This is a genomic window from Micromonospora olivasterospora, from assembly GCF_007830265.1.
Taxonomy (GTDB): domain Bacteria; phylum Actinomycetota; class Actinomycetes; order Mycobacteriales; family Micromonosporaceae; genus Micromonospora; species Micromonospora olivasterospora.
Map to the genome: position 1 here is coordinate 5,181,801 of NZ_VLKE01000001.1, position 13,396 is coordinate 5,195,196.

The window sequence follows — 13,396 nt, forward strand, 5'->3', positions numbered from 1 at the left end:
AGGTAGGGGCAAGAGTGAAGCACGTCAATGCCGCGGAAGTCGCCTCTGCGCGACCCCGATGTGGGCTGCCCGTGGTTTCCGGACGCCGGCCCGCTCGCCTACGACCCCGTGGCCCGGGCCCCGGCGTACGCTGGTCCGCGTGGATCAAGAAGACCGGATCGCCCTGTTCCTCGACTACGAGAACCTCGCGCTGGGGGCACGCGACCACCATGGCGGGATGGCGTTCGACTTCCGCCCGATCGCCGACGCCCTCGCCGAGCGGGGACGGGTGGTGGTGCGCCGGGCGTACGCGGACTGGTCGTACTTCGACGAGGACCGCCGGATGCTCACCCGGTCGCACGTCGAACTCATCGAGATACCGCAGCGCATGGGCGCCTCGCGCAAGAACGCCGCCGACATCAAGATGGCCGTCGACGCCGTGGAGCTCGCCTTCGAGCGCGCGTACATCTCGACGTTCGTGATCTGCACCGGCGACAGCGACTTCACCCCGCTCGTCCACAAGCTCCGCGAGCTCAACAAGCGCGTCATCGGGGTCGGCATCGAGAAGTCCACCTCGGCGCTGCTGCCGCCCGCGTGCGACGAGTTCCTCTACTACGACCGCCTCGAGGGAGTCGACATCCCTACGACGCGCGCCCGGCGCGGCCGCCCCGGCCGGGTGCCGAGTCCGGAGCCGCAGCCGGTCGAGCCGCAGCCGGTCGAGCCGCAGCCGGGGGAGCAGGAGCCCGAGCCGCAGCGGGTCGTCGAGGAACCCACCCGCGACGTCGACGCCCTGGCGGTCCTCGTGGCACAGACCGTGGCAGGCCTCCAGGGCAGCTCCAGCGGGCAGGTGACCGCCTCCGGGCTCAAGCGCACCCTGCTGCGGAAGGATCCGACGTTCAGCGAATCCGACTACGGGTTCCGCGCCTTCGGCGAACTCCTGCGCCACCTTGCCGGGCACAACGTGATCGAGCTGGCCGAGGGCCCGGCCAAGGGCGACCCGGAGGTGTCGCTGCCGGAGCACGGCGACCGGGAGGTGGCGTTCGGCCTGCTCCGCTCCGTCGTCCTCGACCTGGCTGGCGACGAGGGCTCGGTGGCCCTGTCCGGCCTGAAGAACCAGCTGCAGCGGGCCAGGCCCGACTTCAGCGAGAAGAAGCTGGGCTACCGAAGCTTCCTCCAGTTCTGCAAGGCGGCCGCCACCAGCGGCATGATCGACCTGCGATGGAGCCCGGACGTCGACGACTACCTCCTCGACGCGACGCCTTCGTGATCGTCAGGTCTTCCTGGCGCCCGTGTTCCCCGCCGAGCGGCGCTGAGCCGTCCGGGCTTCGCCGCCGACCTCGGCACTAACCCCGGTCAGCCGGTCCCGGCTGGCTGTTGCGCCGCGGGGCGGCCCGGAGGTGCGCGCGTTCGCCCTGGCTGCCGAACAGGCTGAGGAACTCGACCGACTCGGTGCCGACGGCGCCGAACCAGTGCGGTACGCGGGTGTCGAACTCGGCCGCCTCGCCGGGGGAGAGCACCAGGTCGTGCTCGCCGAGGACGAGTCGCAACCGGCCGTTGAGGACGTAGAGCCACTCGTACCCCTCGTGGCTGCGAGGGTCGGGCTCGGCCCGGCGGCTGCCGGCCTGGATCACGAGCTTGTACGCCTGGATGCCGCCGGCGCGGCGGGTCAGGGGCAGCATGGTCATGCCGTGGCGGGTGATCGGGCGCAGGTGGATGCGCGGGTCGCCGGTGGGCGGGGCGCCGACGAGTTCGTCGAGCGTGACGCCGTGGGCTCGGGCCAGGGGGAGCAACAGTTCGAGTGTCGGCCGGCGGGCGCCGGACTCCAGCCGGGACAGGGTGCTCACCGAGATGCCGGTCGCCTCCGACAGGTCGGCCAGCGTGGTTTCGCGCTGACGGCGCAGGGCGCGTAGCCGCGGCCCCACCACGCCGAGGGTCTGGTCGAGGTCCTGGTCCATGGTCCGTACTTTGCCATAACGGCAACAGAGTTTGCAGGCGCTGCCCGCGGCTCGGCATGGTCGTCGTGGAGGTGGTCACGGTGACAAATCGACTGAGGGACGGCTACGACGTGGTGGTGGTCGGCGGTGGCGCGGCGGGGCTGAGCGGCGCGTTGACGCTCGCCCGGGCACGGCGGTCCGTGCTGGTGATCGACGGTGGTGCCCCGCGCAACGCCCCCGCGTCCGGCGTGCACGGGCTGCTGGCCCGCGACGGGATCCGCCCGGCGGACCTGCTGGAGCGCGGCCGGGCGGAGGTCCGTGGCTACGGCGGCCAGGTGGTGCCCGGCGAGGTCGACGGCGCGCGCCGCGAGGACGGCGGGTTCGTCGTACGGCTGGCCGACGGCCGGACGGTCCGTGCGCGCCGGCTGCTGGCGGCCACCGGGCTGGTGGACCAGCTGCCGGACATCCCCGGAGTGCGCGAGCGCTGGGGCCGGGATGTGCTGCACTGCCCGTACTGCCACGGCCGGGAGGTCCGGGACCGGGCCATCGGCGTGCTGGCCAGCGGGCCCCTGGCGGTGCACCAGGCGCTGCTGTTCCGGCAGTGGAGCCCCGACGTCACGCTCTTCGCCCATGCCACTGCGCCCCCTGCCGGAGAGGAGGCGGAGCAGTTGGCCGCCCGCGGCGTCACCGTGGTGGCCGGGGAGGTGGCCTCCCTGGAAGTCGCCGAGGACCGGCTCGTCGGCGTACGGCTGCGCGACGGCACAGTCGTCCGCCGCGAGGCGGTGGTGGTCTCGACGCGGATGGTGGCGCGGTCCGGCTTCCTGGCGGCGCTCGGATTGCGGCCGGTGGAAGATCCGCGCGGCGTCGGGGAGTACGTCCCCGCCGACCCGACCGGCCGTACGGAGGTGCCCGGCGTGTGGGTCGCTGGCAACGTCGCGGACCTGGTCGCCCAGGTCGGCGCCGCGGCGGCCGGCGGCGCGGCGGCGGCAGCGGCGATCAACGCCGACCTGGTCGCCGAGGAGACCCGCCACGCGGTCGCCGCCCACCGCGACTCCACCGTGCCGGCCCGCACGCGTCCCTGACGGCCAGGCTCGGCTCGGGCATGATGATGACGCGCCGGCGGGCTCGGAGCAGAGCCGGTGCCGGCCCAGAGCCAGCGGTCCAGGGAGAAGAGCATGACGTACCCGCCACCTCGGTACCTCGGCACGGACGGCGAGACCAGTGCCACCTACCGCCCCGCCGACGCCGGGCCGGAACTGCGGTACGCCAACGGTGGCTCGGCGCACTACCTGGCGACCGGCGCCACGACGAACGGCCAGTTCGGCCTCTACCGCTGGGACATGGGCCCGACGCCGAGCGGCCCCGCCCCGCACTTCCACCGCTCCATCTCCGAGTCCTTCTTCATCCTCGCCGGCTCCGTACGGATCTACGACGGCACCCGGTGGATCGATACCGTCCCGGGTGACTTCGTCCATGTGCCGGAAGGCGGGGTGCACGCGTTCCGGAACGAGTCCGGCGAGCCCGCGTCGATGCTGCTGCACTTCTCGCCCGGTGCCCAGCGGGAGGGCTACTTCGAAGGGCTGCCCGGGCTGGCGGAGCTGAGCGAGGAGGAACGCGCCGAGTTCTTCCTCCGCCACGACACCTACTGGCTCTGACGGGCCGGCACCGGGCGCCGCGCCGACCAGGAGCGATCGGCAAGCATAGGGAAACGCCCGATTACCCGCCGCGCGTTGCCGCCTAGCCTCGGGTCATGACCGCACACCTGTTCGCACTGGAGCAGTACGACTGCTCGCCCGGCGCGGACGGGCCGAGGCCGGCGTTCGGCACCCCGGACTGCCGTTTGGTCGCCGTCGTCCAGCTACCCACCGACGACGTGGTGATCGCGCTCGTCAAGGGGCCCGACGCCGACGTGGTGGCCGCCGCCGCCGAGGCCGCGGCCTGGCGGGTCGACCGCCTCGTCCCGGCCCGGTGGATCCATCCACCCGGAACCGAATCCCCAGATCCGAAGCTTTCCTGACTTCCGAAAGGAGCACGACCATGCGCCGTCTGATCGCACCCATGTCGTGCTCGTTCCTGATCCTGCCGCTCGTCGCCTGCGGCGCCGAGGACGTCGGTGACGCCGACCCGGCCGCCGAGGCAGGCGTCGAGGCGGACACCGGCGGCGAGACGGCGGACACACCGGCGCCCCGGTGCCCGTTCACCGTCAGCCAGCTGTCCGAGATCGTCGGCCAGCCCATGGTCTACCAGGGCAGCTGCTCGTTCGGCGACGGCAACGGCGTCGCGCTGCTCACCGTCACCACCGCCAGCCGGCTCGCCGGCGAGACCACCTACGGCTACGAGCGGGACCAGGCCGGGAAGGTGTACCGCGAGGTGAAGGACGTCGACAAGGGCGACAAGGCGTACCTCGCGGTCAAGGACATCGGGGCGGAGGCCGTCGTGGTCAGCGGCGCCGGCAGCTACACGGTGACCCTGAGCAGCTTCCAGCGCCTCGGCGCCAGCCCCGACGGGTACGAGCGGACGCTGCGCGCCCTTCTCGACGCCCTCCCTCTGTGACACGACCTTTACGACAGGACTCGCGGGCCTACCTGTCCAGCGCGTTCGGCAGCGCGCCCCGGTAGTCGGCCGGCCGGGGCGCCGGGCCACTCCCGGCCGGGCGCCCCGGCCGTCACGGCCGGGCCGAGGACGCCGTACGCGGGCCGTGGACCATCCGCAAGCCAGGGACGTGGCACTATGGCCTTCACCCCCGCGGAGCCCGAGCTCGGATAGGTACGTGAGAATGCCGCTGTCTCGTCGCCTGATCATCTCAGCCGTCGTCGCCACGGCCGCCGTGGGCGCGGGGATCACCATCGCCCTCCTGGTCGACGGCGACGATCCGCCGTACCGCGCGCCGAGCTCGCACGTGGTCCAGCCCGGCGCCCCGGGCCAACCCGGCAGGACGCTGTCGGGCGAGGACCTGTCCCGGATCCCACCGCCCCGGTTCACCGCGGCCGACACCCTGTTCATCCAGGGGATGATTCCGCACCATGCGCAGGCACTGGCGATGACCGCGCTCGTGCCGAGCCGTACCACCAACCCCGACCTGGCGTTGCTCGCCAAGCGGATCGACGCGTCGCAGCGCGAGGAGATCACGCGAATGCAGCGGTGGCTGGAGGAGCGGGACGTGCCGAGTGCGGGGCCGCAGGCGGGCCACGCGGGGCACGACAAGCTCATGCCCGGGATGCTCACCGACGAGCAGCTCGGCCAGCTCAGGCAGGCGAGGGGAGCGGAGTTCGACCGGCTCTTCCTGACCCTCATGATCCGCCACCACCAGGGGGCGCTGGCGATGGTGCGGGAACTCTACGCGACGGGGGGCGGGCTGGAGCCGGCCAGCGACCAGTTCGCCCGGGAGGTCGACGCCGACCAGAGCATCGAGATCCAGCGGATGCAGGAGCTGCTGGCCAGGCTGGGCTGACGCCCGCACGGTCGACGGCAAAGGCGGAGGGCGCCCCGGCTCGACGGGTGTCGAGCCGGGGCGCCCCCGGTCAGGAACGGGTCAGAGCGAGTTCGCCAGGTCCAGGACCGCCCGCTTCAGCGCCTGGTGCCGGGCGGCGTCCAGCTGGTTGGAGATGGCCCGCAACTGCGCGGCCGCCGCGGCCCGCTGACCGTTGGCCGCGAACGTCTCGGCGCGCTCCAGGAACTTGTCGACCTGGGACCGCAGCGGGTGGCCGAGGGCGTCGGCACGTACCAGCTGGTCGTAGTACGCGCGCGCGACGGCGAAGCTCGGCGTCCAGGCGACCTTCGGCTGGTGCTGGGCGTTGAACTGGTCGAGCCGCACCTGCTCGGCCGCCTCGATCTCCGCCTGCGACAGGTGCTCGCTGGGCAGCAGCCTGAACACGTCGAGCCCGCGGGAGATCTCGTTGCCGTAGAGGTTGCCGTTGTACCAGTACGCCGACCAGAACCCACCGAACCGGGCCGTGTTCGCGTCCATGGGACCGCGGTCGAAGAACGCGATCTCGCGCGGGTTGGCGGAGTCGGTGAAGTCGAGCACCGAGATGCCGCCCTGGTACCAGGCCTGCATCATGATGTCGCGGTCGGGCACCGGGATCAGCGACCCGTTGTGCGCGACGCAGTTCTCCAGCGCCGTCTGCGGGACCGGCAGCTTGTAGTAGCTGGCGAACTCCAGCTTCCGGTCGACGATGTCGAAGATCGCGTTGGCGCCCCACTGCGGCTGGTCCGTCTCGCGGCAGCGTGCGGCGCCGCCGCCGCCCCACTCGTCGGTGAAGACCACCTTGGTGCCGTCGTTGTTGAACGTCGCCGAGTGCCAGTACGCGAAGTTCGGATCGGCGACCTCGTCGATGCGGCGGGGGTTCGCCGGGTCGGAGATGTCGATCAGGATCCCGTTGCCCTGGCACGCGCCGGCTGCCAGCCCGATCTCCGGGTACGCGGTGATGTCGTGGCAGGCGTGCGTCCTGGGCGTGGGCGACCAGGTGGTGCCCGACGGGTGCAGGGGCGTCGGCGGGTCGTTCTGCAGGCCGTCGATCCGGCCCGTCTCCGGGTCGGTGAAGAGCCTCGGCTGGTTCACGACCGCGGCCTGCTGGGGCGCCGACAGGGGCACCTTGATGACGTCGATCCGCCACCGCACCGGGTTCTCGCCCGTCGCGGGGTTGTCGTTGCAGCCCTCCATGGTGGTGGCCGGCCGCGGCGTGGTCGTACCCGACACGTAGACGTAGACGTTGGCGGCGTCGTCCGGGTCGGTCACCACCGTGTGGGTGTGCGAGCCGCGGCAGAGCTGGACGGCCGAGACCTGCACCGGGTTGCGTACGTCGCTGATGTCGAAGATCCGGACGCCCTGGAACCGGGTGCCCGCGTTGGGGTCCGTGCCGCAGTCGACCCGCCCGCGGGTCTCCTCGACGGACATGAACAGCAGATTGCCGTGCACGGAGATGTCGCCCTGCCCGCCGGGGCACACGACGCTGGTGACGAGCGTCGGGTCGGTGGGGTCGGCGACGTCGACGATGTTGAACCCGTGGTAGTTGCCCTGGAATACGTACCTGCCGCCGAAGGCGAGGTCCGAGTTGGCGTACCGGCTGGTGCCCGGGTTCGTCGGGTCGAAGAACCCGGCCGGCTTGTCGCGGTGCGCGACGTGTTCGAGGTTGCTGATCGCGGACTGCGCGTCCAGCCAGCCGGCGCCGAGCCCGATCCGTGGGTCGGGCTCGGCTGCCGAGGCGGTGCCGGGAAGCGCGCCGGCCAGGAGTAGGCCCGCGGCCGCCAGGGCGAGCGCCCGCCGGCCTCTTGGCGATCGTCTCAATTGAGCGGTCATCTGCCGCCTTCCGTTCGAAGGACCTGGTGCGACGTGCGGTCGGGGGAGGCGCGTCGTTCAGGTAAGGACCGTAACGTCGATGGATGGTTGATCAAAGGGGCTTACGAGATATCGACATATTTGTGGGTGCCGACGGCGCCGCGCGGCCGGCTGCGGTGCGTACCGTGCCGGTTTGACCACGTAGGGTGGCCGAATGTTTCGTGGTGTGCCCGGCGGGGCGCCGGTACGCCGGCGCCGGACGTGCTCAACCCGCGGCGGTCGGGGAGGGAGCCGCGCTGCCCCCCTGCGGCGCCTCGGCCGTCATCAACCGGATGATCTCGGACCGGTCGGCGGCGGAGGGCAGGCCCCACCCGGGCCGGTATCCGTACACCTCGTCCAACGGCGTGGAGGCGGTACGGCCGTGGAGAACCTCGACCGCGCCGGTGTCGATCAGGCCGGGGTGCTCGACGCCGCACGCCTCGGCGACCCTGAGCAGGTCGCGCCGCAGCGTCCGGACGTAGTTGGCCGCCCGCACCGACTTGCGGGCCGGGTCGAGGCCGCGCGCCAGCCACGGGTTCTGGGTGGCGACCCCGGTGGGGCAGGTGTCCGTGTGGCACTTCTGGGCCTGGATGCAGCCGATCGCCAGCATCGCCTCCCGGCCGACGTTCACCATGTCGGCGCCGAGGGCGAACGCCACCACGGCGTTGTCCGGCAGCCCGAGCTTGCCGGAGCCGACGAAGACCACCCGCTTGTGCAGGTCCCGTTCGGCGAAGACCCGGTAGACGCGGGAGAAGCCCTGCTGGAACGGCAGCGACACCGAGTCGGTGAAGATCAGCGGGGCGGCTCCGGTGCCTCCCTCGCCGCCGTCCACGGTCACGAAGTCCACCCCGCGGCCGGTGTCGCGCATCAGCGTGGCCAGTTCCACCCAGAAGTCCAGGTCGCCGACGGCGGACTTGATGCCGACCGGCAGGCCGGTCTCGGCGGCGAGCAGTTCCACCCAGTCCAGCAGGCTGTCGCAGTCGGAGAACTCGGCGTGCCGCGAGGGGCTGACGCAGTCGCGTCCCGGCGGGACCCCCCGGGCCGCGGCGATCTCGGCGGACACCTTCGCCGCCGGCAGCAGGCCGCCGAGGCTGGGCTTCGCGCCCTGACTCAGCTTGATCTCCAGCGCCCGGACCGGTGCTCCCGCAACGAGGTCCTTGAGCCGGTCGAGACTGAACCGGCCCCGCTCGTCCCGGCAGCCGAAGTACGCCGTGCCGATCTGGAAGACCAGGTCGCCGCCCCTGCGGTGGTACGGCGACAGCCCGCCCTCACCGGATCACCGCCAGGATGCCCCGTCCTTCAGGGCGGGGAGGAATGGCGGACGCGCCGTCAACCATGACTGTCCTTTCTGGTTGGATGGGTTCTGTGCGGACGGCGTACAGGTGTCGGGCGTATCCGACCCCGGAACAGGTGGTGGTGCTGAGCCGCACGTTCGGTTGCGTCCGGGTGGTGTGGAACCGCACTCTCGCCGCCCGTCGTGCTCGTTACCGCGCTGAGGGCAGGTCGACCTCGTACGCGGAGACGGATCGGGCGCTGACCGAGATGAAAAAGCAGCCCGACCTGGCGTTTCTGGGTGAGGTGTCGTCGGTGCCGTTGCAGCAGACGCTGCGGCACCAGCACACCGCCATGACCGCCTTCTTTCAGAAGCGGGCCCGGTATCCGCGCTACAAGTCCCGGCACGGCCGCCAGTCCGCGAGCTTCACCCGGTCGGCGTTGCGGATGCGTGGCGGGAACCTGACGTTGGGGAAGACACCGGGTGTGCTGCGGTTCGTGTGGTCGTGGCCCGGCGTGGACGTGGCCGGGTTGGATCCGACGACGGTGACGGTGTCCCGTGACCCGGACGGCCGTTGGTTCGTGACGTTCGCCGTCGACGTCGAGGCACCCGTCGCACCCGAAGCCACCGGTCAGGTGGTGGGTGTGGACCTCGGGTTGACCGACTTCGCGGTGCTGTCCACCGGCGAGCGCATCCCGCATCCGAAGCACATGGAGCGTCGGGAGCGCCGACTCAAGCGGTACCAGCGGATGATGGCCCGCCGGCAGAAGGGCTCCGCCAACCGCGCCAAAGCCAAGCGGAAGGTCGCCCGTGCGTATTCGCGGGTACGCGACGCCCGCCGGGACTTCCTCCACCAACAGTCCACCACCCTGGTACGCCGGTTCGACGCCATCGCTGTGGAGGACCTGGCCGTGGCGAACATGGTCCGCAACCGGTCCCTGGCCAGATCGATCTCCCGTACCGGCTGGGCGGAGTTCCGTACCCTGCTCACCTACAAGGCCCATCGCGACGGCCGCACCCTCGCCGTGGTGGACCGCTGGTACCCGTCGTCGAAGACCTGCTCGGCGTGCGGGCATCTGCTCGCCACACTCTCCCTCGGCACGCGCCACTGGCGGTGTCCGGGTTGCGGCACCCGGCATGACCGGGACGTCAACGCCGCTCAGAACATCGCCGTCGCGGCCGGGCTGGTCGAGACGAAAAACGCCTGCGGAGTGGACGTCAGACACGAAGGATCTCCTTCCGTGCGGTCTGCGGTGAACCAGGAACCCCAACCTGCGAGGGTGGGAATCCCCCGCGTTTAGGCGGGGGAGGATGTCAACGGTGTTGTGCAGGCAGCCGGCGAGGGCGGCGCCCCGGTTGAGCGCCTCCACCGCGTTCCCGGAGAGGGAGCCGAAGCTCATGCCGGAGATGTTGACCACCGACTCCGGGCGGAAGGCGCGGACCCGCCCCCGGGCGGCGCCGAGCACCTTCGCGCACGGCAGCGCGACGTCGTGCCCGGCCGTGGGGGACGACGGCGGCACCGCCCGGCCGAACGTGCGGTGCTTGATGATCGGATAGCCGGGCGTGTACTCGATGTCGTTGTCGGTCCCGAATCCGAAGTAGTTGTTCTGCTGCTTCGCCGACGCGTACACCCAGCGCCGCTGGTCGCGGGTGAACGGCCGCTCCTCGTTGTTGCCGGCCACGATGTACTGGCGCAGCTCGGGCCCGATGGACTCCAGCAGGTACCGGGCACGGCCGAGGACGGGGAAGTTGCGCAGCAGCGCGCGGTCGCGCTGGAGCAGGTCGTGTGCGGCGAGGGCCGCGGCGGCGACGGCGGCGGCGGGTACGGCTCTACGGGCCCAGCTCATGCCGGCAATCTTTCCGGGATCAGGGTCGGCCAAACGGCCCGGTACGACGAGCGCCCGTCTCTGTCACCCGACGACCGGCACGGGACCGGGGTGACCCTCTACCCGTCGGCTCCCCGGGATCCGTCCAACGTAGGGCCTGTTACGAAAGTGGAGTTGCCGTCCGAAGGGCGTGCCATGCGGCAGGCGCCGCTCTGCGTCAGGCTCTGGAGGGCCGCTGTCTCGGGGAGCTGTCGGCCGCGAGCGGGAGACTGCGCAGCGACAGAGTGCTCGGCGGAGGTAGGGCCCCGTGAGCCGCCTCAGCGCGGAACGACTGGAGCAGGTACGCCACCAGGCGCCGGGACGCAGCACTGTCACGCGGCAGCGCGGTGACCAGACCGCAGTGGGACAACAGGGCCACGGCGAGGTCAGAAGGGTGGAAGTCGGCCCGCAACGCGCCCGCTGCCTGGGCTCTGCGGACCAGGGTCAGGAGGTCCCGCTCGGCCCGTTCTCGGGCCTGCGCGTGTTCCGCCGTGCTGTCCGGGAAGGCCGCGACGAACGCGGCCGGAAACCCCTGTTCCTCCCGCTGAAGCTCGCAGGCCGTCTCGACCAGGCGCTGGAAGCCCCGCCAGGGGTCGGGGTCGGCCAGCGCCTCGGTGAGCGCTCGGGCGCAGGTCTCCATCTGCTGCGCGAACGCGGCCCGCACCAGGGCATCCCGGGTCGGAAAACGCCGGTACAGCGTCGCTACGCCGACCCCGGCCCGTCGGGCCACGGTCGCCATGGGCGCGTCGACCCCGTGCTCGGCGAAGACCGCGCGGGCGGAGACGAGGATGCGCTCCTGGTTGCGCCGGGCGTCGGCCCGCAGCCTGGCCGGGCCCGCGATCCGAGAGGATTTCTCCACCACTGTTTCTCACCTCCGGTCCAACCGGACGATCTCGTCCATTTATTAGCCTACGCTCGGGGCCAGGTCCCCCGCACGGCCACTGGTGGCGAAGGTGAGAACGATGGACGACCGCATGATGAGAGCAGTACTTTTCGACCGCTTCGGCGGCCCCGAGGTGCTGTACGTGGGCCGGGTACCACGCCCCGAACCGGCGCCCGGCGAGGTACTCGTGCGGGTACGCGCGTTCAGCATCAACGGCAGCGAACTGGCGGCCCGTTCCGGCAGCCTCCGTCTCTTCACCGGACGGAAGTTCCCGCAGCGCGTCGGGTTGGACCTCACCGGCGAGGTCGCCGCACTCGGCGCCGGCGTGACGGACTTCGCGGTCGGCGACCGTGTGTGGGGCATCGTGGGCCGTACCGGATTCGGCAGCGCCGCCGAGTACGTGACAGTCCGCGCCGAGCGGCTCGGCCGGGTCCCGGACGGACTGGATCTGGCGGCAGCCGCCGCACTGCCGGTGGCAACCACGGCCATCACGGCGCTGCGCGACAAGGCCAGGCTGCGCCCCGGCGAACGACTGCTCGTACGCGGCGCTGCGGGCGGCGTCGGCAACGCCGCCGTCCAGCTCGGACAGGCATATGGTGCCGAGGTGACGGCCCTGGCCCGCGCCGCCAACCTTGACTTCGTCCGCACGCTCGGCGCCCACCACGCCATCGACCACCGGACCGTCCCGCCGAGGGAACTTGGCCTGTTCGACGTGGTCCTCGACACCGCGGGCACCGACCTGCGGGCCTTCCGGCGTCTGCTGGCACCCGGCGGACGCATGGTCACTATCGCCTTCGACCCGGCACGGCCCGCCGCCTCACTCGGCTACATCGCCGCCAGCGCCGTACACGGAGGCGGCCGGGTGCGCTTCTTCAGCGGCAACCCCACGCGGGCACTCTTCGACGACCTCGCCCGCCAGGTGGCGGAGGGTGGACTGCGCCCTGTGGTGGACAGGTGCTTCTCGTTGGAGGAGACAGCGGCGGCACACCGGGCGCTGGAGGCGGGCGGGGTGCGGGGCAAGTACGTGGTCAGGGTCGACTAAGGTCTGTTGCACTGTGCTGGTCGAGCAGGCGGTGGACCTGGTGCCAGCGTTGCAGGGTCGTCCGCGCGCGGGCCCGTCATACAGGGGCGCGTCCAGTACGGGGGCCCAGCAGGTGCTGTGTGCCTTCACCTCGCTCAGGGCGGCTTCGCACAGGTTTGTGCCACAGGTGCCATCTGTCCGCGACCTGCACCGCGTCGGGCAGGGCGCGGCGGACGGCCTCGGCATAGGTGGCGGAGCCGTCACGGCACACGACCTGCACGCCCGGATGTTCGCGTAGCCACGTTCCGAGGGTGTGGGCGGTGCGGTCGGGCAGCACGACGGGACAGGCCCATGGCGAGTACCGCCAGCAGACGGGCTCCCGCCCGGCCCGCTAACTCCTTGACCACGGCCTTGACGTGCCGGGACAGGCGGGCCGTGCGTCGCTGGTATCGCTCCAGCACCCCGGGAACCTGTTCGCGGAGAGTGTGGCGGCAGCCGCGCGTGGGGCACACCAGACGCCGCACCCGCACACGGACCACCACCCGACGCCCGTCGACCGGAACGTCGGCCACCGTCCGCCAGTGATAGCCGTGGACCCGTCCCGACGAGGCCCCGCACATCGGGCAGACCGCGGTGTCCTGCGGCGTCCGGGCCCGCACCACGATCCGCTCGCCCTCGTCGGCCACGTCCGCTACGACCAGCGGAGAAAGACCCGAAAACACCGTCCGCGCAAGCTCATCGACATCCTTCACGCCAGTGTCAACGACCCCCACGACTCTCCGTCACCACCGAATGTGAGACAGGGCCGAAATCCTACGCAGTCCCCGGTGGTGAACCCACTGCCAGGATTCAGTCGTGGGGTAACGGGGGGGAGATGGGATGAGCGCGTTGAGTGATGAGGAGCTGTTGGTCGAGGTGTGTGCGGCCCTGGATTTCAGGGCGAGGCGGTGGGCCTCTGTCGTTGTGTCGGGGTGAACACCGAGGCCATCGGTACCGAGCTGGTTGCGGACATGAGTGGCGGTGCGCGGGGCTGCTCCGCGTGGGAACGAGATGGCCGAGGGCCGAGGCGTTGGTGCGCTGCTGGGTGATTGGCATTGAGTGCCCCTGATCGGGGTGGGGAGGGG

Annotated in this window: 12 protein-coding genes and 2 pseudogenes; 9 read left to right on the forward strand and 5 right to left on the reverse strand. The window is 71.5% G+C overall.

Annotated features, from left to right (window positions below; genetic code table 11):
- Nucleotides 1-139: 139 nt before the first annotated feature.
- On the forward strand, nt 140-1,246 hold the full coding sequence (locus JD77_RS23830) for a PIN domain-containing protein (RefSeq protein ID WP_145776250.1): 1,107 nt from the start codon (nt 140-142) through the stop codon (nt 1,244-1,246).
- Between the two features lie 76 nt (nt 1,247-1,322).
- On the opposite strand, the gene JD77_RS23835 is transcribed toward JD77_RS23830, so the two are convergent.
- The gene (locus tag JD77_RS23835) at nt 1,323-1,934 is read right to left on the reverse strand and encodes a helix-turn-helix domain-containing protein (protein ID WP_145776251.1); all 612 of its coding nucleotides are present in this window, start codon (nt 1,932-1,934) and stop codon (nt 1,323-1,325) included.
- Nucleotides 1,935-1,990: 56 nt separating this feature from the next.
- Between JD77_RS23835 and JD77_RS23840 the strand changes: the two genes are divergently transcribed.
- From JD77_RS23840 to JD77_RS23860, 5 genes are all read left to right on the forward strand, one after another.
- Nucleotides 1,991-2,995: an NAD(P)/FAD-dependent oxidoreductase gene (locus JD77_RS23840; protein WP_387229350.1), complete on the forward strand. Its 1,005-nt coding sequence runs from the start codon at nt 1,991-1,993 to the stop codon at nt 2,993-2,995.
- Nucleotides 2,996-3,088: 93 nt separating this feature from the next.
- On the forward strand, nt 3,089-3,568 hold the full coding sequence (locus JD77_RS23845; RefSeq protein WP_145776252.1) for a cupin domain-containing protein: 480 nt from the start codon (nt 3,089-3,091) through the stop codon (nt 3,566-3,568).
- Nucleotides 3,569-3,663: 95 nt separating this feature from the next.
- Complete coding sequence (locus JD77_RS23850) at nt 3,664-3,930, forward strand: hypothetical protein (RefSeq protein WP_145776253.1); 267 nt, start codon at nt 3,664-3,666, stop codon at nt 3,928-3,930.
- A 20-nt stretch (nt 3,931-3,950) separates the two neighbouring features.
- Nucleotides 3,951-4,466, forward strand: a complete 516-nt coding sequence (locus tag JD77_RS23855; protein ID WP_145776254.1) for a hypothetical protein — start codon at nt 3,951-3,953, stop codon at nt 4,464-4,466.
- A 223-nt stretch (nt 4,467-4,689) separates the two neighbouring features.
- Nucleotides 4,690-5,364 carry a DUF305 domain-containing protein gene (locus JD77_RS23860; protein ID WP_145776255.1) on the forward strand — a complete coding sequence of 225 codons (675 nt, stop codon included), beginning with the start codon at nt 4,690-4,692 and terminating at the stop codon, nt 5,362-5,364.
- A gap of 81 nt (nt 5,365-5,445) precedes the next feature.
- Here the strand turns inward: JD77_RS23860 and JD77_RS23865 are convergent, their stop codons facing one another.
- Nucleotides 5,446-7,212, reverse strand: a complete 1,767-nt coding sequence (locus tag JD77_RS23865) for an LVIVD repeat-containing protein (RefSeq protein WP_170286528.1) — start codon at nt 7,210-7,212, stop codon at nt 5,446-5,448.
- A gap of 244 nt (nt 7,213-7,456) precedes the next feature.
- A pseudogene (locus tag JD77_RS23870) lies at nt 7,457-8,494 on the reverse strand (glutamate synthase-related protein); the annotation flags it as partial.
- A 92-nt stretch (nt 8,495-8,586) separates the two neighbouring features.
- Here JD77_RS23870 and JD77_RS23875 point away from each other — a divergent pair.
- Together JD77_RS23875 and JD77_RS32970 are read left to right on the forward strand one after the other, a co-directional pair.
- Nucleotides 8,587-9,804, forward strand: a complete 1,218-nt coding sequence (locus tag JD77_RS23875; protein ID WP_211372646.1) for an RNA-guided endonuclease InsQ/TnpB family protein — start codon at nt 8,587-8,589, stop codon at nt 9,802-9,804.
- Between the two features lie 97 nt (nt 9,805-9,901).
- Nucleotides 9,902-10,060, forward strand: coding sequence for a hypothetical protein (locus tag JD77_RS32970; RefSeq protein ID WP_211372647.1), 159 nt, complete (start codon nt 9,902-9,904; stop codon nt 10,058-10,060).
- A gap of 486 nt (nt 10,061-10,546) precedes the next feature.
- Here JD77_RS32970 and JD77_RS23885 read toward each other — a convergent pair whose 3' ends face one another.
- On the reverse strand, nt 10,547-11,227 hold the full coding sequence (locus JD77_RS23885) for a TetR/AcrR family transcriptional regulator (RefSeq protein ID WP_145776256.1): 681 nt from the start codon (nt 11,225-11,227) through the stop codon (nt 10,547-10,549).
- A 103-nt stretch (nt 11,228-11,330) separates the two neighbouring features.
- Here JD77_RS23885 and JD77_RS23890 point away from each other — a divergent pair, with 103 nt between their 5' ends.
- Nucleotides 11,331-12,293 carry an NAD(P)-dependent alcohol dehydrogenase gene (locus tag JD77_RS23890; RefSeq protein WP_145776257.1) on the forward strand — a complete coding sequence of 321 codons (963 nt, stop codon included), beginning with the start codon at nt 11,331-11,333 and terminating at the stop codon, nt 12,291-12,293.
- A gap of 16 nt (nt 12,294-12,309) precedes the next feature.
- Here JD77_RS23890 and JD77_RS23895 read toward each other — a convergent pair.
- Nucleotides 12,310-13,024: pseudogene (locus JD77_RS23895) on the reverse strand (transposase family protein); the annotation flags it as partial.
- Nucleotides 13,025-13,396 lie beyond the last annotated feature (372 nt).

Bases quoted from the DNA above. Each gene is read 5' to 3' on its own strand.
- JD77_RS23835 (WP_145776251.1), bottom strand. From the start codon at position 1,934: ATGGACCAGGACCTCGACCAGACCCTCGGCGTGGTGGGGCCGCGGCTA.
- JD77_RS23840 (WP_387229350.1), top strand. From the start codon at position 1,991: ATGGTCGTCGTGGAGGTGGTCACGGTGACAAATCGACTGAGGGACGGC.
- JD77_RS23845 (WP_145776252.1), top strand. From the start codon at position 3,089: ATGACGTACCCGCCACCTCGGTACCTCGGCACGGACGGCGAGACCAGT.
- JD77_RS23850 (WP_145776253.1), top strand. From the start codon at position 3,664: ATGACCGCACACCTGTTCGCACTGGAGCAGTACGACTGCTCGCCCGGC.
- JD77_RS23855 (WP_145776254.1), top strand. From the start codon at position 3,951: ATGCGCCGTCTGATCGCACCCATGTCGTGCTCGTTCCTGATCCTGCCG.
- JD77_RS23860 (WP_145776255.1), top strand. From the start codon at position 4,690: ATGCCGCTGTCTCGTCGCCTGATCATCTCAGCCGTCGTCGCCACGGCC.
- JD77_RS23865 (WP_170286528.1), bottom strand. From the start codon at position 7,212: ATGACCGCTCAATTGAGACGATCGCCAAGAGGCCGGCGGGCGCTCGCC.
- JD77_RS23875 (WP_211372646.1), top strand. From the start codon at position 8,587: ATGGGTTCTGTGCGGACGGCGTACAGGTGTCGGGCGTATCCGACCCCG.
- JD77_RS32970 (WP_211372647.1), top strand. From the start codon at position 9,902: ATGCCGGAGATGTTGACCACCGACTCCGGGCGGAAGGCGCGGACCCGC.
- JD77_RS23890 (WP_145776257.1), top strand. From the start codon at position 11,331: ATGGACGACCGCATGATGAGAGCAGTACTTTTCGACCGCTTCGGCGGC.